The sequence below is a fragment of the Streptomyces lienomycini genome, from assembly GCF_027947595.1.
GTDB classification, from domain to species: domain Bacteria; phylum Actinomycetota; class Actinomycetes; order Streptomycetales; family Streptomycetaceae; genus Streptomyces; species Streptomyces lienomycini.
Genome location: NZ_CP116257.1, coordinates 2,869,422 through 2,894,079, shown reverse-complemented (window position 1 = coordinate 2,894,079; position 24,658 = coordinate 2,869,422). Strand labels below are relative to the sequence as shown.

At 73.0% G+C, this 24,658-nt stretch carries 20 protein-coding genes and 1 pseudogene; 12 read left to right on the top strand and 9 right to left on the bottom strand.

The features are described from left to right. Nucleotides 1-362 precede the first annotated feature (362 nt). The 4 genes and pseudogenes from BJ961_RS13010 to BJ961_RS12995 all read right to left on the bottom strand — a co-directional run. A pseudogene (locus BJ961_RS13010) lies at nt 363-1,733 on the bottom strand (FAD-dependent oxidoreductase); the annotation flags it as partial. Further along, on the bottom strand, nt 1,723-2,022 hold the full coding sequence (locus BJ961_RS13005) for a (2Fe-2S)-binding protein (protein WP_271321465.1): 300 nt from the start codon (nt 2,020-2,022) through the stop codon (nt 1,723-1,725). The pseudogene BJ961_RS13010 and the gene BJ961_RS13005, both read right to left, overlap by 11 nt. Then, the gene (locus BJ961_RS13000; RefSeq protein ID WP_271321464.1) at nt 2,019-3,170 is read right to left on the bottom strand and encodes an NAD(P)/FAD-dependent oxidoreductase; all 1,152 of its coding nucleotides are present in this window, start codon (nt 3,168-3,170) and stop codon (nt 2,019-2,021) included. Before BJ961_RS13000 ends, BJ961_RS13005 begins: the two co-directional genes overlap by 4 nt. A 121-nt stretch (nt 3,171-3,291) precedes the next feature. Continuing rightward, nucleotides 3,292-3,951 (bottom strand): MmyB family transcriptional regulator, encoded by a 660-nt coding sequence (locus BJ961_RS12995; protein WP_271321463.1) that lies wholly within the window; start codon nt 3,949-3,951, stop codon nt 3,292-3,294. A gap of 233 nt (nt 3,952-4,184) precedes the next feature. Between BJ961_RS12995 and BJ961_RS12990 the strand changes: the two genes are divergently transcribed. Next, entirely contained in the window at nt 4,185-4,838 is a 654-nt protein-coding gene (locus tag BJ961_RS12990) for a helix-turn-helix domain-containing protein (protein ID WP_271417030.1), read from the top strand. Nucleotides 4,839-5,021: 183 nt separating this feature from the next. Next, nucleotides 5,022-5,258 carry a hypothetical protein gene (locus BJ961_RS12985; protein ID WP_271321462.1) on the top strand — a complete coding sequence of 79 codons (237 nt, stop codon included), beginning with the start codon at nt 5,022-5,024 and terminating at the stop codon, nt 5,256-5,258. Nucleotides 5,259-5,315: 57 nt separating this feature from the next. Here BJ961_RS12985 and BJ961_RS12980 read toward each other — a convergent pair whose 3' ends face one another. Continuing rightward, the gene (locus tag BJ961_RS12980; protein WP_271321461.1) at nt 5,316-5,996 is read right to left on the bottom strand and encodes a 4'-phosphopantetheinyl transferase family protein; all 681 of its coding nucleotides are present in this window, start codon (nt 5,994-5,996) and stop codon (nt 5,316-5,318) included. Then, nucleotides 5,993-6,868 carry a metallophosphoesterase family protein gene (locus BJ961_RS12975; RefSeq protein ID WP_271321460.1) on the bottom strand — a complete coding sequence of 292 codons (876 nt, stop codon included), beginning with the start codon at nt 6,866-6,868 and terminating at the stop codon, nt 5,993-5,995. The genes BJ961_RS12980 and BJ961_RS12975 overlap by 4 nt, the downstream gene beginning before the upstream one ends. Before the next feature lie 285 nt (nt 6,869-7,153). Here BJ961_RS12975 and BJ961_RS12970 point away from each other — a divergent pair, with 285 nt between their 5' ends. Next, nucleotides 7,154-8,317 (top strand): ATP-grasp domain-containing protein, encoded by a 1,164-nt coding sequence (locus BJ961_RS12970; protein ID WP_271321459.1) that lies wholly within the window; start codon nt 7,154-7,156, stop codon nt 8,315-8,317. On the opposite strand, the gene BJ961_RS12965 is transcribed toward BJ961_RS12970, so the two are convergent. Further along, nucleotides 8,310-9,647, bottom strand: coding sequence for a 6-phospho-beta-glucosidase (locus tag BJ961_RS12965; RefSeq protein WP_271321458.1), 1,338 nt, complete (start codon nt 9,645-9,647; stop codon nt 8,310-8,312). The two genes, BJ961_RS12970 and BJ961_RS12965, sit on opposite strands and share 8 nt — an antisense overlap. A 335-nt stretch (nt 9,648-9,982) precedes the next feature. Here BJ961_RS12965 and BJ961_RS12960 point away from each other — a divergent pair, with 335 nt between their 5' ends. Then, the gene (locus BJ961_RS12960) at nt 9,983-11,383 is read left to right on the top strand and encodes a glycoside hydrolase family 16 protein (RefSeq protein WP_271321457.1); all 1,401 of its coding nucleotides are present in this window, start codon (nt 9,983-9,985) and stop codon (nt 11,381-11,383) included. 82 nt (nt 11,384-11,465) lie between these two features. On the opposite strand, the gene BJ961_RS12955 is transcribed toward BJ961_RS12960, so the two are convergent. Further along, nucleotides 11,466-12,398, bottom strand: coding sequence for a helix-turn-helix transcriptional regulator (locus BJ961_RS12955; protein ID WP_271321456.1), 933 nt, complete (start codon nt 12,396-12,398; stop codon nt 11,466-11,468). A 157-nt stretch (nt 12,399-12,555) separates the two neighbouring features. Here BJ961_RS12955 and tkt point away from each other — a divergent pair, with 157 nt between their 5' ends. The 8 genes from tkt (at nt 12,556) to BJ961_RS12915 (ending at nt 23,943) form a co-directional block, all read left to right on the top strand. Continuing rightward, nucleotides 12,556-14,640 (top strand): transketolase, encoded by a 2,085-nt coding sequence (gene tkt / locus BJ961_RS12950; RefSeq protein ID WP_271321455.1) that lies wholly within the window; start codon nt 12,556-12,558, stop codon nt 14,638-14,640. A 55-nt stretch (nt 14,641-14,695) separates the two neighbouring features. Next, the gene (gene tal / locus BJ961_RS12945; protein WP_271321454.1) at nt 14,696-15,841 is read left to right on the top strand and encodes a transaldolase; all 1,146 of its coding nucleotides are present in this window, start codon (nt 14,696-14,698) and stop codon (nt 15,839-15,841) included. Further along, the gene (zwf, locus tag BJ961_RS12940) at nt 15,838-17,616 is read left to right on the top strand and encodes a glucose-6-phosphate dehydrogenase (RefSeq protein WP_271321453.1); all 1,779 of its coding nucleotides are present in this window, start codon (nt 15,838-15,840) and stop codon (nt 17,614-17,616) included. The genes tal and zwf overlap by 4 nt, the downstream gene beginning before the upstream one ends. Further along, nucleotides 17,613-18,548 (top strand): glucose-6-phosphate dehydrogenase assembly protein OpcA, encoded by a 936-nt coding sequence (gene opcA / locus BJ961_RS12935; RefSeq protein WP_271321452.1) that lies wholly within the window; start codon nt 17,613-17,615, stop codon nt 18,546-18,548. Before zwf ends, opcA begins: the two co-directional genes overlap by 4 nt. Then, the gene (pgi, locus tag BJ961_RS12930) at nt 18,541-20,193 is read left to right on the top strand and encodes a glucose-6-phosphate isomerase (RefSeq protein ID WP_271321451.1); all 1,653 of its coding nucleotides are present in this window, start codon (nt 18,541-18,543) and stop codon (nt 20,191-20,193) included. Before opcA ends, pgi begins: the two co-directional genes overlap by 8 nt. 1 nt (nt 20,194) lies before the next feature. After that, complete coding sequence (gnd, locus tag BJ961_RS12925; protein WP_271321450.1) at nt 20,195-21,076, top strand: phosphogluconate dehydrogenase (NAD(+)-dependent, decarboxylating); 882 nt, start codon at nt 20,195-20,197, stop codon at nt 21,074-21,076. Nucleotides 21,077-21,147: 71 nt separating this feature from the next. Further along, nucleotides 21,148-22,623, top strand: coding sequence for a membrane-associated oxidoreductase (locus BJ961_RS12920; protein ID WP_271321449.1), 1,476 nt, complete (start codon nt 21,148-21,150; stop codon nt 22,621-22,623). Nucleotides 22,624-22,713: 90 nt separating this feature from the next. After that, complete coding sequence (locus tag BJ961_RS12915; protein WP_271417029.1) at nt 22,714-23,943, top strand: serine hydrolase domain-containing protein; 1,230 nt, start codon at nt 22,714-22,716, stop codon at nt 23,941-23,943. A 19-nt stretch (nt 23,944-23,962) separates the two neighbouring features. Here BJ961_RS12915 and ribA read toward each other — a convergent pair whose 3' ends face one another. Continuing rightward, nucleotides 23,963-24,625: a GTP cyclohydrolase II gene (gene ribA / locus BJ961_RS12910; RefSeq protein WP_271321448.1), complete on the bottom strand. Its 663-nt coding sequence runs from the start codon at nt 24,623-24,625 to the stop codon at nt 23,963-23,965. Nucleotides 24,626-24,658: the final 33 nt, after the last annotated feature.

The following is a 24,658-nucleotide window of genomic DNA, read 5'->3' as shown; positions in this document are numbered from 1 at the left end:
GAAGGCTCCGGCTGGTCGGCCGAGAGAGCCCGGCGGTCGACCGGGGGCTTCAGCGGCTCGGCCGAGAGCTCCAACTGATAGGCCGAGGGCCCGCGATGACCGGTCGAGGACTCCGGCTGCTCCACCGGGGACTCCAGCCGGTCCTCCGGGGGCTCGCGGCGGTCGACCGGGGACTCCAGCCGGTCCTCCGCCGGGAGCTCGCGGCGGTCGACCGGGGACTCCAACTGCCCAGCCAGGGACTCGCGATGGTCGGTCGAAGGCTCCGGCCGGTCCACCAGGGACTCCAGCCGGTCCTCCGGGAGCTCGCGGCGGTCGACCGGGGACTCCAGCGGCTCGACCGGGGACTCCAGCGGCTCGGCCGGGGACTCCGGCTGCCCGGCCGGGGAGCCCGCGAGGACGCCGAGCGGTACCGGGCGGGCGAGGGGGCGGCGGGACGGTACGGGGTCGCAGCCGGCCAGACCGGCGACGGCGGTGGCGCACATCCGGCCCTGGCACCAGCCCATCCCGGCGCGGGTCAGCAGCTTCACGGTGCGCACGTCGCCCGCGCCGAGGCTGCCGGCGGCCTCGCGGACGGCGCCCGCGGTGACCTCCTCGCAGCGGCAGACGACGGTGTCGTCGTCGACCTGTTCGGTCCAGTGGGCGGGCGGGGCGAAGGCGGTGGCGAGGGCGGCGGCGGTCTTCCGCAGCGCCTGGCGGGAGCGCGCGGCCGGTGCCCAGTCGTCCGGGTCGGGTTCGGTGCCGCGCAGCCGGGCGGCGATCGAGCGTCCGGCGATGTGCCCCTCGGCGAGGGCGAGGGCGGCTCCGCCGACGCCGGTGGCCTCTCCGGCCGCCCAGACGCCGGGGACGCTCGTGCGCTGCTCGGCGTCGACGGCCACCGTCGGCCCGTCCAGGCGGCAGCCGAGGCCGTCGGCGAGGTCGGTGTGCGGGAGCATGCCGTGGCCGACGGCCAGGGTGTCGCAGGGCAGGTACCGCCCGGTGCCGCGCCGGACGCGGCCGTCGGCGTCGAGGGCGGCGACGGTGACGCCGGTGAGGCGGTCGTCGCCGTGGGCGCGGACGACGGTGTGCCGGGTGAGGGTGCGGACGCCGTGGCGCAGGAGCCGGGCGGCGTATCCGGCGCCCTCAGGCATCTTGCCGGCCAGGGCCCGGGTGTGGCGGGCGACCTGCCTGGGGTCGGCGGACTCCACGAGCGCGGACACGCGTGTCCCGGCGGCCGCGAGTCCGGTCGCCACGGGCAGCAGCAGCGGGCCGGTCCCGGCGACGACCGCGGTCCGTCCGGGCACCACCAGGCCGCCCTTGAGCATGGCCTGGGCGCCCCCGGCGGTGACGACGCCGGGCAGCGTCCAGCCGGGGAAGGGCAGGACGTGCTCGTAGCCGCCGGTGGCGAGCAGCACGGCGCGGGCGTGCACGGCCGCCGGTTCGTCCTGCGCCGGTCCGAGCAGCGCGTGCACGGTGAACCCGTCGTCCGTCGTCTCGGCGAACCACACGTGATGGCCCGTCAAGACCTGTACGTGACCGGCGGCGAGGCCGTCCCGCAGGCGCTCCCAGGTGTGCCACTGGTGGTGGAGCGCGCGGGGGCGCCGGGCGCCCAGTTCGGCGGCGGGCTGCCGGTAGAACTGCCCGCCGGGCCCGTCCGCCGCGTCCACGAGCGTGACCCGCACCCCGCGCGCGGCCGCCGCGAGCGCCGCCGCGAGTCCGGCCGGGCCCGCCCCGACGACGGCCAGATCAGTCCTCATGACCGGTCCCCTCCTGGGTGCGGATCACGTCGCCCGGTCGGACGGGGACCAGGCAGGCGCGTTGGCCGGGGCGGTCGTTGACCGTGACGAGGCAGTCGAAGCAGACGCCGATCCCGCAGAACACCCCGCGCGGGCTGCCGCTGCCCCGGGTGGTGCGCCAGGAGGTGATGCCGGCCGCCCACAGCACGGCGGCGACCGTCCGGCCGGGCAGCGCCTCCACGGGCCGGCCGTCGACGGTGACCGTGACGGCGGGCGCGGGCCTCGCGCGTACCAGTCGCAGTGGGTTCACCGGTCCTCCTCGGGGAAGCGGTCGGGGCGGAAGGGGGCGAGGTCGAGGGCGGGCCGCTCGCCGGTCAGCAGCCGGGCGATCAGGTGTCCGGTGCCGGTGGACAGGCCGATGCCGGCGCCCTCGTGCCCGCAGGCGTGGAAGAGCCCGGGGGCCCTGGGGTCGGGGCCGATGGCCGGCAGGTGGTCGGGCAGATACGGCCGGAACCCGGCGTAGGTGCGCAGCGCCCGCACCCCGGAGAGGAACGGGAACAGGCGGGTGGCGCCCGCGGCCAGGGCCCGCAGGGCGGGCAGGGAGACCGAGCGGTCGAAGCCGACCCGCTCCCGGCTGGCCCCGACGAGGACCGGTCCGGCGGCCGTTCCCTCCACGACCGGGGAGGTCTGCAGGGCCGCCGAGTCGCTGGCGACGTCGGCGACGTAGTCCGCGGCGTACACCTTGTGCCGGATACGGGGCGGCAGCGGCTCGGTGACGAGGACGTAGCCGCGCCGGGGCAGCACCGGAAGCCGCACCCCGGCCAGGGCGGCCAGTTCGCCGCCCCACGGTCCGGCGGCGTTGACGACCGCCGGGGCGTGCACGTCGCCGCGGTCCGTTCGCACCCCGCGCACGGCTCCGCCGGGGTCGCGCAGCACACCGGTCACCGTACGGCCGGTGCGCAGCCGGGCCCCGGACGCGCGCAACAGGTGGGCGGCGGCCAGCGCGGGCATGACCTGCGCGTCCTGCGGGTAGCGCACGGCGCCCGCGAGGCCGGGGGCGAGGTGGGGTTCGAGGTCGTGGAGCCGGTCCGCGGGGACGGTCTCCGCCTCCACTCCGGCACCCCGTTGGCCGTCGGCGAAGGCCTCCAGGCCGGCCAGCGCCTCGGGGGTCTCGGCGACGACGACACCGCCCTTGGGCTCGTACTCGACGGCGCGGCCCAGTTCCGCGGCGAGCGCGGTCCACAGGCGGGCGGAGAGCAGCGCGAGTTCCAGTTCGGGGCCGGGTTCCTTGTCGGAGACGAGGAGGTTCCCCTCCCCCGCTCCGGTGGTGCCGCCGGCCACGTGGCCGCGGTCCAGCACGAGGACGTCGAACCCTTCGCGGGCGGCGTACAACGCGCAGGCCGCGCCCACCATCCCGGCCCCCACCACCACGACATCGCAGGTCAGAGACTCGATCACATCAGTACTATGTCACACACCACTGAACGTGGGAAGAGTCCCGGAACCGGTGCGGAGACGGTCTCGTGAACGGTCCCGTGAACGGGCACGGGCCCCGGTGGGCGGCTGCCGGCGCCGCCGGTCACTCGGCGGCGGGGACCACGCGCAGGTGGGAAGGAGTGCGGCGGGCACGCGGCGAGCGGTGCGCGGTGCGGCGCGGCTCCCGCAGGACCAGCGTGAGCCGGGTGTAGCCCAACTCCTCCAGCACTCTGGGCGTTTCGATCACGACCCGGCACTCGGTGGTGCCCCGGCGCGGGTCGGGGTGGTGCAGCGGCCGTACGGCTCCGTCGTGTTCGACGGCCCGGGCGCCGACGGCACGGATCCAGTGCGGCAGGCCCTGCCGGTAGGCGGCCTCCATGATCGGATCCTGGGCGATGTCCCGGCGGACGGCCTGCAGGGCGGGATCGTGGCCGTACCGCTCGAGGGCGGCGGCGAAGTGCGCCAGCATGGGCAGGCACCAGCTCGACTCGTGCTCGCCGAGGACCGCGGAGGCGTCGGGGTGGAAGAGGACGAACCGGAGGAAGTTGTCGTCCGGCATGGCCGTCGGGTGTGGTCCGGCGCCCTGGAAGAGTGTCCGGAAGGCGCCGTTGGCCAGCACCACGTCCCAGCGGTGGTCGACGACGAGGGAGGGGAAGGGGACGGCTTCCAGGAGCGCCGTGTAGTCCTGGAGGTAGGCCTGGGCCTCGGGGGTCGCGGGGGCGGGCCGCGGCGCCGGCCGCTGCCCTCCTGCCTGAAATGCCATCGGGAGGTCACCCCTCTTGCCTATGCGGCCTTCTCGCGGCGTCCCGCATCCTGCTGCCCCGACGCGAGGTGTGTCAACTATCGTGGCATTTCGTGCCTGTTGACGGCTGAAATAGGCCACAGTTGTGGCGATGCCTGGATGTGAGTTCGAGCGGCAGGCTACTCTCCGGGAAGTTCACGGCAACCGCTTGTGAGAAGCCTGTGAGGCCTGTGAGAGACGTGGGAGAGCTGTCGGTGACGGGTGGCTTCGAAGTTCCGGGTGCCATGCCGACCACCGCGCTGACCGCGGTCGTCGCCCGGGTCGCCGCACTCGCGGACCGCCTCGGCGTACCCCACACCGAGGTCTTCGACGTCGCCCGGCTCTCCGCCGCCTCCGGCGCCCCCGAGTCCGTCGTCGGGGCCCTGCTCGGCGGCCGGCCCGCGGGGGAACCCGATGTGCAGGCCCGTTTCGTGCAGCGTCTGGACCTGCTGCGCCGCACCCGGTTGAAGGCGAACGGGCGCAAGTACACCCAGCAGGAGATCGCCGACGGCGCCGGCATGTCGCGGCAGCAGGCCGGCGCGCTCATCAACGGTGACCGGCGCCCCACCATGGAGCACTGCGACGCCATTCAGCGCTTCTTCCGGGTGCACGCCGGTTTCCTCACCGCCGAGGACCCGGAGGCGCTCTCGGGCGCCCTCCAGCAGACGGAGCAGGAACTGCTCCAGCAACTCGCCGACCGGGAGCGGGAGGCGGCGGCCGACGACGACCCGCTGGAGCGGCTGTTGCAGGACCACGGTGTGCGGGGCATCGCCTGGCGGGCCGCTCAACTGCCCACCGACAAGCACCGCGACAAGGTCGCCGAATGGCTGGACATGCTCCTGGAGAGCGTCAAACCGCCCGAGTCCTGAACCCGAGTCCTGAAGGAGACGCGCCGGCCGCGCGGCGGTCCGGCCGCTGACCCGATCGGGCCGGGCCGGACGGGGCACGGAGCGCGGCTGGGCGGGATTGTCAGTGGGGGACGGCAAGGTGGAAGTGTGCCGCCGCTGTGCGGGGCGCGTGACCGCTGACGTCGTTGTGGGGAGAGCCGACCGATGACCACCGCCGTACTGACCGACCACGAACGCACCGCCGTCCAGGCTTATCTGCGGCTCCTGCAGACCGTGCGGGCCGGCTTCGACACGGGGTCGGATCCCGGCGGTCCTGCCCGGCCTCCCGTCGTCCCGCCCTCCGTGCTGGCCGAGGCGGAGCGTGCGCTGGAGGCCGCGGGGCTGGCAGGTAACGAGGAGGCGTTCTTCCGGCTGCTGCGAAGCTGGTGCCCGCGCCCATGACGCCCTGGGGGCGGCGCGGTTCACCTCGGTCCCGGCCGTGCCGGGCCGGGTCGCCGTTCAGGTGTGCGGGACCGTGACGGCCGTGGCGACCAGGCCGTCCCGGGCGGTCCAGCGGCCGTCGAAGTGGCCCACACGCCTGCCGGACACGGTCGGTCCCGGCACCAGGAGGGTGGCGTGCAGGGTGCCGCGGCGCCGGTCGTGCGGGTCCGCGGTGATCTCGATGTCCGCCTCCGCGAAGTCCAGCCACTGCCCGGTGAGGGGGAACCACGCCTTGTAGACCGACTCCTTGGCGCTGAACAGCAGCCGGTCCCAGTGGACGCCGGGATGCTCCTCGTCCAGTCGCCGCAGGCGTGCCGCCTCGGCGGGCAGGGCGATGCCGTCCTGGACGCCCTCCGGGAGCGGCCCGTCCGGTTCGGCGTCGATGCCGAGGGAGGCCAGGTCCGTCAGGCGCACCAGGGCGGCGGCGCAGTAGCCGTCGCAGTGGGTCAGGCTGCCCGCCAGACCGGCCGGCCAGCGCGGGGCCCCCCGTTCACCGGCCGGCACGGCCTGCGCGGGCACGCCGAGCTTCTCCATGGCCCGGCGGGCGCAGGACCGGGCTGCGGTGAACTCCCGGCGCCGCTTGGCGACCGCCCGCGCGACGACCGCCTCCTCCTCCGGGTAGAGGGGCAGGTGTCCTGCGTCCTCGTCACCGTGTGCCTCCACGGTGACGACGGTCTCGGGCAGCAGTTCCCCGATCAACGGGCCGCCTCCGGTCGCGAGGGCGCCGGCGACGGCAGGATGCGGCGCAGCCGTGCGGGCGGCCCGGGCCGCTTGCGCCACTCGCGGGGGTAGCCCACCGACACCTCCTCGAAGCGGACCCCCTCGTGCCAGGTGGTGCGCGGGATGTGCAGGTGTCCGTAGACCATGGTGTCGACCCGGAACCGGCGGTGCCAGTCGGCGGTCGACGCGGTGCCGCACCACATGGCGAACTCCGGGTACCACAGGACGTCGGTGGGATGACGGTCCAGGGGGTAGTGGTTGACGAGGACCGTCGGCAGCCCCGCGGGGAGCGCGGCGAGCCGGCGTTCGGTCTCGGCGACCCGCGCCCGGCACCAGGCCTCGCGGCTGGGGTACGGGTCGGGGTGGAGCAGATGCTCGTCGGTGCACACGACGCCGGTGGTGCGGGCGTGGGCGAGACCCTCGTCCTTGGTCGCGCAGCCCGCGGGCAGGAACGAGTAGTCGTAGAGCAGGAAGAGCGGTGCGACGACCACCGGGCCGCCCGCGCCCTGCCACACCGGGTAGGGGTCCTCGGGCGTGGTCACGCCCAGCTCGCGGCACATCTCGACGAGGTGGGCGTACCGGGCGGCTCCGCGCAGGGTGACCGGATCCCTGGGGTGCGTCCACAGTTCGTGGTTGCCGGGGACCCACACGACCCGGCGGAACCGGTCCGCGAGGGTGCCGAGGGCCCAGCGGATGTCGGCGACGGTCTCGGCCACGTCGCCGGCCACCAGGAGCCAGTCGCCGTCGGACCCGGGGCGCATCTCCTCCACCAGGGCCCGGTTCTCCGCGTATCCGATGTGCAGGTCACTGATGGCCCACAGCTGCCCCGGAGCATCGGCCGCCGACGTCATCCTCCACCCCTTTCCGGGCGCGCGCTCGAACGCCACGAGATCACATCCCCCTCCCCGCCACAAGGAGCGGCCGGTCGCGCCGGAGCGGGGCCGAAGGGCCCGCGCACGGCTGGGCCGGCGCATCCGTGTGACGCGCGTTGCGCTCGGGGGCACGCCTACCCCTATGATCGCCCCAACACCACCGCCACGACTCTCCTTTCGCGCAGAGCGGCCCGGTGTCCCTCCAAACCCCTGGCCGGGCACGGCCCGCTTCGCCCTGCCCGCGAACCCCGGAAGGCGGCTTGCATGGCTTCTCCCGTACGCGTATGGCTCAACCGCACGTACGCGGAGAACGTCTTCTTCATGGATCAGCTGCGGAGAAATCCCGCCGACCGGGCCGTCGAGATCCATGCCACGCACGGCGACCCCGACTCCCCGGTGCTGGCCGCGGCCGACACCGCCGACCTGGAGCCCGAGGGCCTCTCCCCGGCCGGTTATGTCGAGTACGCGCTGGCCCAGTGCGCGCGGCGCGGCATCGACGTGTTCGTGCCCCGGCTGCACCAGTCGGCCGTCGTCGCCCACCACGCCGAGTTCGAGGCGGCGGGCACGGCCCTGCTCGCGCCGCCGCCGGAGGCGGTGGCCCTCTTCCGGGACAAGGTGATCGCCTACGAGGCGGTCCGGGCGATCGGCGTGCCGGTGCCGCCCTGGTGGCGGGTCCGCACGGCCGACGAACTCGTCCTCGCGGTGGAGGAGCTGGAGGCGGGCGGTCACCGGGCGTGCTTCAAGCCGGCGTCCGGCGCGGGCGGCGTGGGCTTCCGGATGGTCACCCGGGACCCCTTCTCGCTCGCGCACCTGAACGGTTTCCCGAGCCCGTCCGTGCCGCTGCCGCTGGTCGTCGAGGCGTTGCGGGCCGCCGAGGAGCCGGTGGACTGGCTGGTGATGCCGCGTCTGGAGCAGCCGGAGGTCTCGGTGGACTGCCTCACCGGGCCCGACAGCCGGGTGCGGCTGGCCGTGGGCCGCACCAAGAACGGCCGCCGGCGGGGCTTCACCCTGCACGAGCAGTGGCTGGCGCCGGCGCGGCGGATCGCCGAGGCGTTCGGGCTGCACCACCTGTCCAACGTGCAGTTCCGGATGTTCGGCGACCGGCCCGTCCTGATGGACGTCAACACCCGACCGGCGGGCGGGCTGCACCAGCTGGCGCTGTGCGGGATCAACGTGCCGTGGGCGGCGGTCCGGCTGGCCCTCGGCGACGACCCGGGCGAGCTGGAGCCGCCGTTCCTGGGCCAGGACTACGCGGTGGTGTCCGGGCCGCGCCCCCTGCGCCCGGTCTCCCTGCCCCACCAGCGCCCGGAACCGGCCGCCGTCACGACACCGACACCGACAGCCGCGCAGGCACCGGCCACCGCTCACACACCGGCACCGGCTGCGGCTCATGCACCGGCGACGTCCGCGCCGGTGGGGCTCACCTGAGGTAGGCAAGCCCCGGATGCACCGCCCGGTAGCCGTCGACGAGACGGCGGGCGACGTCGACCGAGTCGACGAGGGGGTGCAGGGCGAAGGCGCGTACCGCGGCGGTGCGGGAGCCGGTCTCGGCGGCGGTCAGGATCTCGCGTTCGACGGCCTTGACGGCGCAGACCAGTGCGGTGGCGTGGCCGGGCAGCGGGTCGACGGCCACCGGGTGGGCACCGTTCGCGTCGACCAGGCAGGGGACCTCGATCACGGCGTCGCGGTCGAGGACGGACAGCGTGCCGCGGTTGCGGACGTTGAGGATCAGGGTGGCGCGTTCGTCGCGGGCGACGGCCCGCATCAGCGCCAGCGCCACCTTCTCGTAGCCGCCGGACAGGTCGTCGGCCTCGCGCTCGCCCGCGCCCGCCGTCTCACGGTTCTCCGCCATGTAGGTGGCCTCGCGCTCGGCGCGGGTACGGTCCCACGTCGCCAGGGCCGGGGCGTCGGGGCGCCGCATCTCGTCGTAGAACCCGGACTGCTGGTCGCGCAGGAACGCGCCGCGGGTGCGGTCGGCCTCCTGGTAGGCGCGGACGGTCTCCCGGTTGAAGTAGTAGTAGTGCAGGTACTCGTTGGGGATCGCGCCGAGGGACGTGAGCCACTCGGGTCCGAAGAGGCGGCCCTCCTCGAAGGAGCCGAGCAGCGCCGGGTCGGCGAGCAGCCGCGGCAGTTCGTCGCGTCCGGCGACGCGCAGGCCGCGCAGCCAGCCGAGGTGGTTGAGGCCGACGTAGTCGACGAAGGCGCGGTCCGGGTCGGCGCCCAGCACCCGGGCGACCCGGCGGCCGAGGCCGACCGGCGAGTCGCAGATGCCGATGACGCGGTCGCCGAGGTGCCGGGACATGGCCTCGGTGACCAGGCCCGCCGGATTGGTGAAGTTGATGACCCAGGCGTCCGGTGCCAGCCGGGCCACGCGGCGTGCGAGGTCGACGGCGACCGGGACGGTCCGCAGCCCGTAGGCGATACCGCCCGCGCCGACCGTCTCCTGCCCGAGGACGCCCTCGGCGAGCGCCACCCGTTCGTCGTCGGCCCGCCCCTGGAGACCGCCGACGCGGATCGCGCAGAACACGAAGTCGGCACCGTGCAGCGCCTCGTCGAGGTCGGTCGTCGCGCTCACCGCGGGCGCGTCGGGCACGCCGGACGCCTGTTCGGCCAGTACCCGGGTCACCGCCGTCAGCCGGGCCGGGTCCGTGTCGTGCAGGACGACGTCGGTCACACGCCCCTCGGCGCGGTCCCCGAGGAGCGCCCCGTACACGAGCGGCACGCGGAATCCGCCGCCGCCCACGATCGTCAGCCTCACGTCCGCACCCTTCCGTCGCCGAACCGTGCCTCACGTCCGGCGCCGATCATGGCACGGCCGGACCCCCGCCCGCGTGCTCCTCCCTCCCCCGCCCCTGCCCGAGGGCCGGGCCAGGCCCCACTCACCCGCACCCGGCACTTTGGTGACGTTCGAGACGTTCACGGGGTGAACTCCCCATCCCTACAAGGGGTTTGTCGGCTTCACCTCTTGACGGCGACGGCGACCGGGAGCACATTGGCCGCACTCTGAGAGCGCTCTCAACGGTCCCCCCGGGAAGCGCGCTCGGAGCGCACCGCTCCCGCTTCCCACTCCCGCATCCGAGAGGCGACCCCCACATGACAGAGACATCCGGCAACCCGTCCAGACGCAGGCCGCTGCGCCGGGCGCTGGTGGCCGTCGTCGGCACGCTCGGTCTCGCCGCCGCGGCGACGGCCGTGACGGGACCGCCGGCGGGCGCGACCGTACCGCCGCCCCCGTCCGGCTGGACACAGGTCTTCGCCGACGACTTCGACGGCGCGGCCGGCTCCGGCGTGAACACCGCGAACTGGCAGTACGACACCGGCACCTCGTACCCCGGCGGCCCCGCCAACTGGGGCACCGGCGAGATCGAGACGATGACGTCGTCCCCGGAGAACGTCTCCCTGGACGGCAGCGGCAACCTGCGCATCACCCCGCGGCGCGACGGTGCCGGCAACTGGACCTCGGGCCGCGTCGAGACCAAGCGGGCCGACTTCGAGCCCCCGGCCGGCGGCAAGCTGCGCGTGGAGGCGCGCATCCAGGTTCCGAACGTCACCGGGGCCGCGGCCAAGGGCTACTGGCCGGCGTTCTGGATGCTCGGCTCGCCCTACCGGGGCAACTACTGGAACTGGCCCGGGGTCGGCGAGATCGACATCATGGAGAACACCCAGGGCCTCAACACGGTCTGGTCCACGCTGCACTGCGGAACCTCGCCCGGCGGCCCCTGCAACGAGACCAGCGGCATCGGCGGCAACACCCCGTGCCCCGGCGCCACCTGCCAGGCCGGCTTCCACACCTACCGGGTGGAGTGGGACCGTTCGACGAGCGTGGAGGAGATCCGCTTCTCCGTCGACGGCAACACCTTCCACACCGTCCGCGCCGATCAGGTCGACGCGACGACGTGGGCGAACGCCACGAACCACGGGTACTTCGTCATCCTCAACGTCGCGATGGGCGGCGGCTTCCCGGACGCCTTCGGCGGCGGCCCGGACGGCGGCACCCAGCCGGGGCACTCCATGCTGGTGGACTACGTCCAGGTGCTGTCGGCCGGTGGGAGCGGTACCACTCCCCCGCCGACCGGCGGTGACCGCGACGCGTACGGCACTCTCCAGGCCGAGTCCTACGACGCCCAGTCCGGCACGATGACCGAGGCCACCTCGGACTCGGGCGGCGGGAGCAACCTCGGGGCGCTCGCGAACGGCGACTGGGCCCAGTACAAGGGCGTGAAGTTCGGCTCCAGCGCGGCGACGCAGTTCAAGGCCCGGGTGGCGAGCGGTGCGGCGGCGGGCGTCAGCGGTCTGGTCGAGGTGCGCCTGGACAGCCGTACCAGCGCGCCGATCGGCAGCTTCGCCGTGGGCAACACGGGCGGCTGGCAGTCGTGGCGCACGATCCCGGCGAACATCGCCTCGGTGACGGGCACCCACGACGTCTACCTCACCTTCACCAGCGGCCAGGGCGCCGACTTCGTGAACGTGAACTGGTTCGGCTTCGGCCACTGAGGAACCGACCGGCACCCCCGCAGGGGGGCGAAGGGGCGCCACTCTCCGTGGGGCCCCTTCGCCGCTCCCGGGGCCGGTCCGCTCAGCGCAGCTCGGTGCGGAACGCCGCCGGGGTCTGGTCCGTGTGCTGCTGGAAGAACTTGGAGAAGTTGGCGGCGTCCGGGAAGCCGACCGCCGCGCCGACCCGGCCGATCGGCAGCTCGGTGTGGGCGAGGAGCCGCTTGGCCTCCAGGACGACCCGCTTGTCGATGAACCCCTTGGGCGTCTCGCCGGTGGCGGCGCGCACCGCGCGCACCAGGGTGCGGCGCGAGTAACCGAGCGCGTCGGCGTAGGCGCTGACGCTGTGATTGGTGGCGAAGCCCCGCTCGACCGCCTCCCGGAAGAGGACGAAGGTGCTGTCCCCCGGCGCCTCCTCCCGCCCCGCTCTCCCCTCCCGGGCCTCCCGGGCCGAACCGGCGGCCAGGTGCGCCAGCCGCAGCAGGAACGCGGACAGGGTGTGACGCAGTACGGCGGTGTGCAGGCTCAGCGGCAGCGTGGTCGCGTCCTCGTACTCGCGCCGCAGTTGGTCGAGCGCCGCCGTCAGCGCCGCGAGCCGCGCCTCGTCGGGGTGGAGCAGGGGCGGCAGGTCGTAGCGGTAGAGGCCGGTGGCCTCGACGGTGGCGCGGGGCAGGAAGCCGGGCTGCATGGTGAGCACCGTTCCGCGGTACTCGCTGTCCGGGGAGAAGCGGTGGACCTGTCCGGGACGGATCCACAGCAGATCGCCGGCCGTCGCCTCGTACTCGGCGAAGTCGATCATGTGCCGGACCGGGCCGCCGCCCGTGAACAGCATGACGACGTGGAAGTCGATGCGGTGCACGCGGTGGAGCGGGACCTGCGCGTGCCAGGTGCGGCCGGCTCCCATGGGACCGACCTGCATGCCGACACCGAGGAGGCTGAGATCGACCGGGAAGGGGAACGTTCTGATCCCGTCGCCGCCGTGGCCGCTGCCGCCGTCTTGAGTGCTTTCGTCCGCCATGTCGTTCTCGTGCCGTCCCGCCCGTGCGCCCCGGAGCCGGGGCGTGTCCCAGTTTCACCACAGGCTGGCACACCGCGACCTTCACTCTCAAAAGTCAGACTTTTAAGTTTGAACACGTCAGACCAGTTCTCTCGCTCCGATCGAGGATTTCTTGAAGATGAGCACGCACACAGTGGACAGCGCGGACCGCTTCGAATGGACCGAACTCGACCGGCGTGCCGTCGACACCGCCCGGGTCCTCGCGGCCGATGCCGTGCAGAAGGTCGGGAACGGCCACCCGGGCACGGCGATGGCCCTCGCGCCGGCGGCGTACACGATCTTTCAGAAGGTGATGCGGCACGATCCCGCAGATCCGGAGTGGACCGGCCGTGACCGCTTCGTCCTCTCCCCCGGCCACACCTCGCTGACCCTGTACACCCAGCTGTACCTCGCCGGGTACGAGGTGGAGCTGGACGACCTCAAGGCGTTCCGCACGCACGGCTCGAAGACGCCGGGCCATCCCGAGTACGGGCACACGGCGGGTGTGGAGACCACCACGGGTCCGCTGGGCCAGGGTGTGGCCAACGCGGTGGGCATGGCGATGGCCGCCCGCTACGAGCGCGGCCTGTTCGACCCCGAGGCACCCGAGGGCGCCTCGCCCTTCGACCACACCGTCTGGGCGATCGTCTCCGACGGCGACCTCCAGGAGGGCGTCTCCGCCGAGGCGTCGTCGCTGGCCGGCCACCAGAGGCTCGGCAACCTGGTCTTCCTCTACGACGACAACCACATCTCCATCGAGGGCGACACCGCCACCGCGTTCTCCGAGGACGTGCTGAAGCGGTACGAGGCGTACGGCTGGCACACGCAGCGCGTCGAGCCCGCCGAGAGCGGCGACGTCGACGTGCACGCGCTGTACGCGGCGCTGACGGCGGCGAAGGCCGAGACCGGGCGGCCCTCCATCATCGCCATGCGCACGATCATCGCCTGGCCCGCGCCGAACGCCCGGAACACCGAGGCGTCCCACGGCTCCGCCCTCGGCGCGGAGGAGGTCGCCGCCACCAAGCGCCTCCTCGGCTTCGACCCGGAGCGGTCCTTCGCGGTCGAGGACGAGGTCCTCGGCCGTACCCGCGCCGCCCTGGACCGGGGCGCCGAGGCGCACGCCGCCTGGGACAAGCGGATCGCCGCCTGGCGTGACACGGCGCCCGAGCGCGCGGCGCTGTTCGACCGCGTGGTCGCCGGCCGGCTGCCCGAGGGCTGGGAGGACTCCCTGCCGGTGTTCGAGACCGGCAGGGCCGTCGCCACCCGCGCCGCCTCCGGCAAGGTCCTCCAGGCGCTCGGCGCGGTGCTGCCCGAGCTGTGGGGCGGCTCGGCCGACCTGGCGGGCTCGAACAACACCACCATCGACAAGAGCAGCTCCTTCCTGCCCGCCGGGAACCCGCTGCCGGAGGCCGACCCGTACGGCCGCACCCTCCACTTCGGCATCCGCGAGTTCTCCATGGCCGCGGAGATGAACGGCATCGCCCTGCACGGCAACACCCGCATCTACGGCGGCACGTTCCTGGTCTTCTCCGACTACATGCGCAACGCCGTGCGCATGTCCGCGCTGATGCAGCTGCCGGTGACGTACGTGTGGACGCACGACTCCGTCGGCCTCGGCGAGGACGGCCCGACCCACCAGCCGGTCGAGCACCTCGCCGCCCTGCGCGCCATCCCCGGCCTCAACGTCGTCCGCCCGGCCGACGCCAACGAGACCGCGACCGTGTGGGCCGAGATCCTCAGGCGTCACTCCACCCACCCGGCACCGCACGGCCTCGCCCTCACCCGCCAGGGTGTGCCGACCTACGCGCCGAACCCGGACGCGGCGCGCGGCGGGTACGTCCTCGCCGACGCCTCCACCGGCACCCCGGACGTCGTCCTGATCGCCACCGGCTCCGAGGTGCGGCTCGCGGTGGCCGCGCGGGAGGCGCTGGAGGCCGAGGGCACCGCCACGCGCGTGGTGTCGATGCCGTCGGTGGAGTGGTTCGAGGAGCAGCCGAACGCGTACCGCGAGAGCGTACTGCCGCCCTCCGTGCGGGCCCGGGTGGCCGTGGAGGCCGGGATCGGCCTGACCTGGCACCGGTTCGTCGGGGACGCGGGCCGCATCGTCTCCCTGGAGCACTTCGGCGCCTCCGCCGACGCCAAGACCCTGTTCGCCGAGTTCGGCCTCACCGCCGAGCACGTCGCGGCCGCCGCCCGGGAATCCCTGACCGCCTCCCGCGGCTGAGCCGACGGCACACCATCACCGGACACACCACCGGACACCACCGCAGAAAGAGAAGATGATCACTGTGACCGAAGCAACCGCGACCGCGGGAGCGCTGAGGCGCCTGACCGACCAGGGCGTCTCGATCTGGCTGGACGACCTGTCGCGGCGGCGGATCGAGTCCGGCAACCTCGCCGAACTGGTCCGGACGAAGAACGTCGTCGGCGTCACCACCAACCCCTCGATATTCCAGGCCGCCATCGGCTCCGGCGAGGGGTACGAGGAGCAGCTCGCCGACCTCGCCACCCGGGGCGTGACCGTGGACGAGGCGGTCCGCATGATGACCACCGCCGACGTCCGCGCCGCCGCCGACGTGCTGCGCGAGGTGTACGACACGACCGGCGGGCGGGACGGCCGGGTCTCCATCGAGGTCGACCCCCGTCTCGCCCACGACACGCGGGCCACCGTCGCCGAGGCGCGTCAGCTGGCCTGGCTGGTCGACCGCCCCAACGTGATGATCAAGATCCCGGCGACGAAGGCCGGCCTTCCGGCGATCACCGAGGTCGTCGGCGCCGGCATCAGCGTCAACGTCACGCTGATCTTCTCCCTGGAGCGCTACCGCGAGGTCATGGACGCCTACCTTGCCGGCCTGGAGCGGGCGCGGGCGGCCGGGGCCGACCTGGCCGGCATCCACTCGGTCGCCTCCTTCTTCGTCTCCCGCGTCGACAGCGAGATCGACAAGCGCCTGACGCTGCTGGGCACCGACGAGGCGCTCGCGCTGCGCGGCAAGGCGGCCCTGGCCAACGCGCGCCTGGCCTACGAGGCGTACGAGGACGTCTTCGCGGGCGACCGCTTCACCGCCCTGTCGGGGGCCCGCGCCAACCCGCAGCGCCCCCTGTGGGCGTCCACCGGTGTGAAGGACCCGGCATTCCGGGACACCCTGTACGTGGAGGAGCTGGTCGCTCCCGGCACCGTGAACACGATGCCGGAGGCCACCCTGGACGCCGCCGCCGATCACGGCGACGTACGGGGCGACACGGTCACCGGCGGGTATGCGCAGGCCAGGGCCGACCTCGCGGCCGTGGAGCGGCTCGGCATCTCCTACGACGAGGTGGTGGAGCAGTTGGAGCAGGAGGGCGTGGCGAAGTTCGAGGCGGCCTGGGACGACCTGCTCGCCGCCGTGACGAAGTCCCTCGACAGCAAGGGAGTTGACGGGGAATGAGCGAGGAGCTTCCCGCTACGACGGTCCGGGAGACCAAGGCGACGAAGGAAGCCAAGGAGGCGCGGACGGCCCGGGAGGCCGCGGGGCCGCTGCACGCCGAGGAGGCCGAGGAGAGCCGGGCCGCGGAGGCGGCGGAGGCAGCCGAGCCGTCGAAGGCGTCCCGGAGCGCGAAGAAGACCGGGACGGCCCGTGCCGCCAAGGGGACGAAGGGCGGGGACGGGGCCGGGAAGGCCGTCGAGCCGGTGGCACCGCTCGACTGGAGCAACCCCCTGCGCGATCCCCAGGACCGCCGTCTGCCCCGTATCGCGGGCCCCTCCGGGCTGGTCATCTTCGGCGTCACCGGCGACCTGTCGCGGCGCAAGCTGATGCCGGCCGTGTACGACCTGGCCAACCGGGGTCTGCTGCCGCCGGGCTTCTCACTGGTCGGCTTCGCCCGCCGGGACTGGGAGGACCAGGACTTCGCCCAGGTGGTGCACGACGCGGTCAGGGAGCACGCGCGCACGCCGTTTCGCGAGGAGGTCTGGCAGCAGCTCTCCGAGGGCATGCGGTTCATCCCCGGCGACTTCGACGACGACGACGCGTTCGAACAGCTGCGCAAGGCCGTGGAGGAGCTGGACGCCTCCCGCGGCACCAGCGGCAACTACGCCTTCTACCTCTCCGTGCCGCCGAGGTTCTTCCCGAAGGTCGTGCAGCAGCTCAAGAAGCACGGGCTGACCGACGCACCCGAGGGCTCCTGGCGCCGCGCGGTGATCGAGAAGCCGTTCGGGCACGACCTCGGCAGCGCCCGCGACCTGAACGCGCTGGTCCACGAGGTCTTCGATCCGGACCAGGTCTTCCGCATCGACCACTACCTGGGCAAGGAGACGGTCCAGAACATCCTGGCGCTGCGCTTCGCCAACCAGATGTACGAGCCGATCTGGAACCGGTCCTACGTCGACCACGTGCAGATCACGATGGCCGAGGACATCGGCATCGGCGGCCGGGCCGGCTACTACGACGGCATCGGCGCGGCCCGCGACGTCATCCAGAATCACCTGCTCCAGCTGATGGCCCTGACCGCGATGGAGGAGCCCGCCTCCTTCGACGCGTCCTCGCTGCTCACCGAGAAGCTGAAGGTGCTGCGGGCCGTGCGGCTGCCGGAGGAGCTGGGCGAGCACACCGTGCGCGGCCAGTACGCGGGCGGCTGGCAGGGCGGCGCGCGGGTCCCCGGCTACCTGGAGGAGGAGGGCATCGACCCGGCCTCCACCACCGACACCTACGCGGCGATCAAGCTGGGCGTCGACAACCGCCGCTGGGCCGGGGTGCCCTTCTACCTGCGCACCGGCAAGCGGCTCGGTCGCCGGGTCACGGAGATCGCGGTGGTCTTCCAGCGGGCCCCGCACTCCCCCTTCGACTCGACGGCGACGGAGGAGCTGGGCGAGAACGCGATCGTCATCCGCGTCCAGCCGGACGAGGGCATGACGGTGCGGTTCGGCTCCAAGGTGCCGGGCACGTCGATGGAGATCCGGGACGTGTCCATGGACTTCGCCTACGGCGAGTCGTTCACGGAGTCCAGCCCGGAGGCGTACGAACGGCTGATCCTGGACGTCCTTCTGGGTGACGCCAACCTGTTCCCGCGCCACCAGGAGGTGGAAGAGTCCTGGCGGATCCTCGACCCGATCGAGGAGTACTGGGCCTCGCACGCCAAGCCGGCGCAGTACGCGTCGGGCGGCTGGGGGCCGCGGGAAGCCGACGAGATGCTCGCACGAGACGGACGGAGCTGGCGCAGGCCATGAGGATCGACCTGACCGACACCACGGCAAGCAAGATCAACAAGGCGTTGGTGCAGGGCCGCCGGGCCATCGGCACCCCGGCCGTGGGCATGGTGCTCACGCTGGTCATCGTCACGGACGAGGAGAACGCCTACGACGCGATCAAGGCCGCCGAGGAGGCCTCGCACGAGCACCCCTCGCGCACCCTGGTCGTCATCAAGCGCCACCCCCGCAACCTGCGGGACCGCACCCGCTCGCACCTCGACGCCGAGGTCCGGGTCGGCTCGGAGGCCGGGACCGGCGAGACCGTCGTCCTGCGCATGTACGGCGAGGTGTCCGAGCACGCCGACTCGGTGGTGCTGCCGCTGCTGCTGCCGGACGCGCCGGTCGTCGTGTGGTGGCCGGTGGAGGCGCCGGACAACCCCGCGAAGGACCCGCTGGGCGCGCTGGCCCAGCGCCGGATCACCGACCTGTACACGGTCGAGCGGCCGATGGAGGTGCTGGAGCGCCGGGTCCGCGCCTACGCGCCCGGCGACACCGACCTCGCCTGGACCCGGCTGACGCTGTGGCGCTCGATGCTGGCCGCGGCCCTGGACCAGGCGCGGGTGCCGGTGACCTCGGCGGTGGTGGAGGCGGAGGCGGACAATCCGGCCGCCGAGCTGCTGGCCCGCTGGCTGGAGGCCCGCCTGGCCGTCCGCGTGGACCGCGTGGTCACCGACGGTCCGGTGGTGACCGCCGTCCGTCTCGGCACCGCGAACGGCGAGATCGTCATCGACCGGCCGGACGGCCCGCTCGCCACGATGACCCTGCCGGGTCAGCCGCCGCGCTCCCTCGCGCTGAAGGTGCGCCCCACCTCCGAACTCATCGCCGAGGAGCTCAGGCGCCTCGACGCCGACGAGATGTACGCCATCGCCCTGCGCGGCGAGGCCGACAAGGAGACCCCTGTCCATGTCTGACACCCCGAAGCTCAACCGGCGGCCGGAGTGGACCGCGCTCGCGGACCACGCCAAGGGCACGCTGCCCCACCCCGACCTGCGCGAGCTGTTCGCCCAGGACCCGGGTCGGGCGGAGCGGTACGTCGTGCGCGTCGGCGACCTGCGCATCGACTACTCGAAGAACCTCGTCACCGACGAGACGCTGGCCCTGCTCCAGGAGCTGGCCGCCGCCACCGACGTGTTCGGGCTGCGCGACGCCATGTTCCGCGGCGAGCGGATCAACATCACCGAGGACCGGGCCGTCCTGCACACCGCGCTGCGTGCCCCGCGGGACGCGGTGATCGAGGTCGACGGCGAGAACGTCGTCCCCGAGGTGCACGCGGTCCTCGACAGGATGGCCGGCTTCGCCGACCGGATCCGCTCCGGCGAGTGGACCGGCCACACCGGCAGGCGCATCAGGAACGTCGTCAACATCGGCATCGGCGGCTCGGACCTCGGCCCGGCGATGGCCTACGAGGCACTGCGCGCCTTCACCGACCGCTCGCTCACGTTCCGCTTCGTCTCCAACGTCGACGGCGCCGACCTGCACGAGGCCACCCGCGACCTGGACCCGGCCGAGACGCTGTTCGTCATCGCCTCGAAGACCTTCACCACCATCGAGACGATCACGAACGCCACGTCGGCGCGCTCGTGGCTGCTGGCCGGGCTGGGCGGCGACGAGAAGGCGGTCGCCAAGCACTTCGTGGCCCTGTCGACGAACGCCGAGAAGGTCTCCGGCTTCGGCATCGACACGGCCAACATGTTCGAGTTCTGGGACTGGGTCGGCGGCCGCTACTCCTTCGACTCGGCGATCGGGCTCTCCCTGATGATCGCCATCGGCCCGGACCGCTTCCGCGAGATGCTCGACGGCTTCCGCATCGTCGACGAGCACTTCCGCAACACCGAGGCCCCGGCCAACGCGCCGCTGCTCCTCGGTCTGCTGGGCGTCTGGTACGGCGACTTCCTGGGCGCCCAGTCGCACGCGGTGCTGCCGTACTCGCACTACCTGTCGAAGTTCACGGCCTACCTCCAGCAGCTCGACATGGAGTCCAACGGCAAGTCCGTCGACCGTGACGGCGACCCGGTGGAGTGGCAGACCGGGCCGGTGGTCTGGGGCACGCCGGGCACCAACGGGCAGCACGCGTACTACCAGTTGATCCACCAGGGCACCAAGCTGATCCCGGCCGACTTCATCGGCTTCGCCCGGCCCGCGGCCGAACTGAGCGACGAGCTCAAGGCCCAGCACGACCTGCTGATGGCCAACTTCTTCGCCCAGACCCAGGCACTCGCCTTCGGCAAGACCCCCGACGAGGTACGCGCCGAAGGGGTGCCCGAGGAACTCGTCCCGCACAAGACGTTCCAGGGCAACCACCCGACCACGACCGTCCTGGCCGCCGAACTGACCCCCTCCGTCCTCGGCCAGCTGATCGCGCTGTACGAGCACAAGGTGTTCGTCCAGGGCGCGATCTGGAACATCGACTCCTTCGACCAGTGGGGCGTCGAGCTCGGCAAGGTGCTCGCCAAGCGCGTCGAGCCGGCCCTCACCGAAGGGGCGGACGTGCCCGGCCTCGATCCGTCCACGGCCGCGCTGGTGGCCGCCTACCGTGAACTGAAGGAAGTGCACTGACATGCAGATCGGTCTTGTGGGTCTCGGCAAGATGGGCGGCAACATGCGCGAGCGTCTGCGCAACGCCGGCCACACCGTCGTCGGATACGACACCAATCCCGAGCGGGCCGACGTCGACAGCCTGGTCGAACTCGTCGACCAGCTGGAGAGGCCCCGCGCGGTCTGGGTCATGGTCCCGGCCGGCGGCGCCACCCAGCACGTCATCGACCAGCTGGCGGCGCTGCTCAAGCCCGGCGACACCGTCATCGACGGCGGCAACTCCCGCTGGACGGACGACGAGAGGCACGCCGAGGACCTCGGCAAGCGCGGCATCAACTTCGTCGACGCGGGCGTCTCGGGCGGCGTGTGGGGGCTGAAGAACGGCTACGCCCTGATGGTCGGCGGCGACAAGGAGACCGTCGAAGACCTCGAGCCGATCTTCGACGCGCTCAAGCCGGACGGCCCCTACGGCTACGTCCACGCGGGCCGGGTCGGCGCCGGGCACTTCTCCAAGATGGTCCACAACGGCATCGAGTACGCCATGATGCAGGCGTACGCCGAGGGCTGGGAGCTGCTGGAGAAGGTCGACTCCGTGGACAACGTCCGCGAGGTCTTCCGCTCCTGGCAGCAGGGCACCGTCATCCGTTCCTGGCTCCTGGACCTGGCCGTCAACGCCCTCGACGACGACCACCACCTGGAGAAGCTGCGCGGCTACGCGGAGGACTCCGGTGAGGGCCGCTGGACCGTCGAGGCGGCCATCGACAACGCCGTGCCGATGCCCGCGATCACGGCCTCCCTCTTCGCGCGGTTCGCGTCCCGGCAGGACGACTCCCCGCAGATGAAGATGATCGCCGCGCTGCGCAACCAGTTCGGCGGCCACGCCGTGGAGTCGGCCGAGAAGTAGGCGGCGACGAAGCAGGCGGCTCCGCAAGCGCGTTGACGTGATCGGCCGGTTCGGGTCAGAGTCCCTCCCTGATGGAGATCAACGACCTGACACCGGCCGAGTCGCGCGTCCGGCGGGCGTTCGCCTCGGGCACGGCGGTGGACTTCCGGACCGCCGACCCGAACGCCGCGACCGCCGACGATCCCGCCGACGGCGGCACCTGGGGCCCCGAGCGGACCGTACGCGCGCGGGTCCTGCGGTCCCTGCTCCTGGACGGCCCCCGGGAGGACGGCGAGGTGCCCGTGCTCAGCCTGTCCGGGGCACGCGTCACCGGGCGGCTGGAGTTGCAGAACGCCACGGTCGACCACCCGGTGCGGCTGCGGCACTGCCACTTCGAGGAGACGCCGACCTTCCACGCGGCGAGGCTGCGCGAGCTGAACCTGAGCGAGTCCGTACTGCCCGGTCTGATCTCGCACGCGGTCCGGGTGGACGGCGTACTGCGGCTGACCCGGACCCGGTTCGCCGGGACGGTGCGGCTCTCGGGCGCGGAGGTCACCGGCAGCCTGTACCTGGAGAGCGCCCGCGTCGAGGCGCCGGACACCGAGGGGCCGGTGCTCCAGCTCAACCAGGCGGTGCTGGGCGCCGACCTGTGGGCGCCGGGGCTGCGTGCGGTCGGCGAGGTCCGGCTCACCGGCGCCCGCGTGGCCGGCACGGTCAATCTCAACGACGCCGTCCTCGACCGGCCGGGCGGCACCGCCCTGAACGCCGAGACGCTCGCGGCCGAGGCGGACGTGGTGATGCGGCGCGCGGACGTCCGGGGCCGGCTGGAGCTGCGCGGCGCCCGGATACCCGGCCGACTGGACCTGTCGCACGCCCGGCTGGCCAACGCCGGGGACACCGCGCTGCGTGCCAGCAGTTGCGTGATCGGCGAACTCTGGCTGCGGGAGGGCCCGGTGGTGCGGGGCTCGCTCAACCTGCGCCGCACCCAGGTGGACGTGCTGTTCCTCCAGCCCGAGGTGGTACCGGCCCGGGTCCAGCTCAACGACCTGACCTACACGTCGCTCATTCCGCACGAACCCGCCGAGCGGCGGCTGCCGATGCTGGAGAGGGGCAACGGCTACCTCCCCTTCACCTACGAGCAGTTGACGGCCTCCTACCGGCGGATCGGCGACGACGACGCGGCCCGCCTGGTACAGCTCGCCAAGCAGCGGCGGCGCCGGCGCACCCTGCCCTGGTACGGCCGCCTGTGGGGGCACCTCCAGGACCTCACGGTCGGCTACGGCTTCCGGCCGGTGCGGGCGGGCGGCTGGCTGGTGTCGCTGCTGGCGGTCGGCTCGGTCGCGTACGGACTGCATCACCCGCCGGCACTCAAGCCGGAGGAGGCCCCCGACTTCGACCCGGTGTTCTACACCCTCGACCTGCTGCTGCCGGTGATCTCCTTCGGCCAGGAGACCGCCTTCTCGCCCGGGGGCTGGTACCAGACCCTCGCCCACGTCCTGATCATCACGGGCTGGCTGCTGGCCACCACGGTGATCACCGGCCTGACCCGCACGGTCAGCCGCCAGTGAAGGCATCCGTACGGAGGCAGGAGTTCCGAGAAGGCGGGTACGGGGTATGCCGCACGCGTCCCGGACGAACGATCAAGGAGAGCGATGGCGATGCCACCCCTGCGGCATGAGGTCGAAGCGGGCTTGGCCGGGCTGGACCCCGAGGCCCTCGACCGGCTCGACCGGCACTTCGCGCGGCAGGTCGAGGAGGGCGGGCTGCCCGGCTTCCTGGTGGCCGTCGCGCGCGGCGGGCGCGTCGCGCACCTGACCGTGCACGGGCTGCGGGACGTCGCGGCCGGGCTCCCGGTGACGGCCGACACGCTGTGGCGGATCTACTCCATGACCAAGCCCGTCACGTCCGTGGCCGTGCTGACCCTGGTGGAGGAGGGCCTGCTGTCGCTGGACGACCCCGTGGACCGGTACCTGCCTGCCTTCGCGGAGCCCCGGGTGTACGTGGAGGGGACCGGGGAGGACGTCGTCACCCGGCCGGCCTCCGGTCCGGTGCGCGTCCGGCACCTGATGACCCACACGGCGGGGCTGACGTTCGGCTTCTACCACTCCCACCCCGTCGACGGGCTGTACCGGGCGGCCGGTGTCGAGTCGTCGGTGCGGCCGGGCGCGGACCTGGCCGAGACGGTCGACCTGTACGCGCGCCTGCCCCTGCAGTTCGAGCCCGGCACCGAGTGGAACTACTCGGTGGCCAGCAACGTGCTCGGACGACTGGTGGAGGTGGTCTCGGGGCAGCCGCTCGACGTGTTCTGCGCCGAGCGGATCTTCGGGCCGCTCGGCATGACGGACACCGGGTTCCAGGTGACCGACGAACAGGCGGACCGACTGGCCGAGTTGTACGGCGAGACGGACGACGGCGGCATCGCACCGGTCCCCGGGCTGCCGCTGCGGGGGCGGCCCCGGTTCCTGTCGGGCAGCGGCGGCCTGGTCTCGTCCGCGTACGACGTGCACCGCTTCGCGGAACTGCTGCGGCGCCGCGGCGCACTCGACGGCGTCCGGCTGCTCGCCCCGGCGACCGTGGACCTCATGACCCGCAACCACCTCTCCGGCGGCGCCGACCTGCGTGCCTTCGGCAGCCGCCCGGCGCACGACGAACCCGGCAACGACGGCGTCGGATTCGGCCTCGGCGTCTCCGTGGTGACCGACCCCGGCCGCACCCGGTCGCCCTCCGGGCTCGGCACGTACGGCTGGAGCGGAGTGGCGACCACCACCTTCTGGGTCGACCCGGGCCGGGACCTGACGGTGCAGTTCATGACCCAGGTGCGGCCCCGTGCCTCGCACACGGTCTACCCGGACCTGAAGCGGCTGGTGCACGAGGCCCTCACGGACTGACACCGTCCGCCTTGGCCGGTCACGACGGCACGTGCGCCATCGCGTCCAGGTGCGGCAGGTGGTGGTCGAGCCGTTCCCGCTTGGTGCGCAGATACGTGATGTTGGACTCGCACGGCGGTATCAGCAGCGGCACCTGCTCGGCGACCTGGATGCCGTGCCGCACCAACGCCTCCCGTTTGCGCGGGTTGTTGGACATCAATCGCACGGACCGTACCCCGAGGTCGTCGAGGATGCGGGCGGCGACGCCGTAGTCGCGGGCGTCCACGGGCAGGCCGAGGGCGAGGTTCGCCTCGACCGTGTCCAGCCCTTCGGCCTGCAACGCCATCGCGCGCAGCTTGGCGAGCAGCCCGATGCCGCGCCCCTCGTGACCGCGCAGGTAGACGACGACACCGCTGCCCGCGTCGGCCACCTGACGCAGGGCGGTGACGAGTTGGGCACCGCACTCGCAGTGCTGGGAACCGAACGCGTCGCCGGTGAGGCACTCGGAGTGGAGCCGGGTGAGCACGCCTTCTGCCCCCGGGTCGCCGTGGACGAGGGCCACTTGCTCGTCGCCGCGCTCGTGGTCGAGATAGCCGTACGCCCGGAATTTCCCGTACACGGTGGGCAGCGGGGTCACCACGATCCGCTCCACGTCCGTGCGCTGTGCGGTCTTCTCGCCGAGTACACCGAATGCCTCTGTCATGATTCTCGCGTTCCTCGAAGAATTACTCAACCG

What these genes read in the sequence shown, in the direction of transcription:
- BJ961_RS12955 (WP_271321456.1), bottom strand. Translation starts at nt 12,398, where the DNA reads ATGGCGGACGAAAGCACTCAAGACGGCGGCAGCGGCCACGGCGGCGAC.
- ribA (WP_271321448.1), bottom strand. Translation starts at nt 24,625, where the DNA reads ATGACAGAGGCATTCGGTGTACTCGGCGAGAAGACCGCACAGCGCACG.
- BJ961_RS12915 (WP_271417029.1), top strand. Translation starts at nt 22,714, where the DNA reads ATGCCACCCCTGCGGCATGAGGTCGAAGCGGGCTTGGCCGGGCTGGAC.
- gnd (WP_271321450.1), top strand. Translation starts at nt 20,195, where the DNA reads ATGCAGATCGGTCTTGTGGGTCTCGGCAAGATGGGCGGCAACATGCGC.
- BJ961_RS12960 (WP_271321457.1), top strand. Translation starts at nt 9,983, where the DNA reads ATGACAGAGACATCCGGCAACCCGTCCAGACGCAGGCCGCTGCGCCGG.
- BJ961_RS12975 (WP_271321460.1), bottom strand. Translation starts at nt 6,868, where the DNA reads ATGACGTCGGCGGCCGATGCTCCGGGGCAGCTGTGGGCCATCAGTGAC.
- pgi (WP_271321451.1), top strand. Translation starts at nt 18,541, where the DNA reads ATGTCTGACACCCCGAAGCTCAACCGGCGGCCGGAGTGGACCGCGCTC.
- opcA (WP_271321452.1), top strand. Translation starts at nt 17,613, where the DNA reads ATGAGGATCGACCTGACCGACACCACGGCAAGCAAGATCAACAAGGCG.
- tkt (WP_271321455.1), top strand. Translation starts at nt 12,556, where the DNA reads ATGAGCACGCACACAGTGGACAGCGCGGACCGCTTCGAATGGACCGAA.
- BJ961_RS12970 (WP_271321459.1), top strand. Translation starts at nt 7,154, where the DNA reads ATGGCTTCTCCCGTACGCGTATGGCTCAACCGCACGTACGCGGAGAAC.
- BJ961_RS12985 (WP_271321462.1), top strand. Translation starts at nt 5,022, where the DNA reads ATGACCACCGCCGTACTGACCGACCACGAACGCACCGCCGTCCAGGCT.
- tal (WP_271321454.1), top strand. Translation starts at nt 14,696, where the DNA reads ATGATCACTGTGACCGAAGCAACCGCGACCGCGGGAGCGCTGAGGCGC.
- BJ961_RS12995 (WP_271321463.1), bottom strand. Translation starts at nt 3,951, where the DNA reads ATGGCATTTCAGGCAGGAGGGCAGCGGCCGGCGCCGCGGCCCGCCCCC.
- BJ961_RS12920 (WP_271321449.1), top strand. Translation starts at nt 21,148, where the DNA reads ATGGAGATCAACGACCTGACACCGGCCGAGTCGCGCGTCCGGCGGGCG.
- zwf (WP_271321453.1), top strand. Translation starts at nt 15,838, where the DNA reads ATGAGCGAGGAGCTTCCCGCTACGACGGTCCGGGAGACCAAGGCGACG.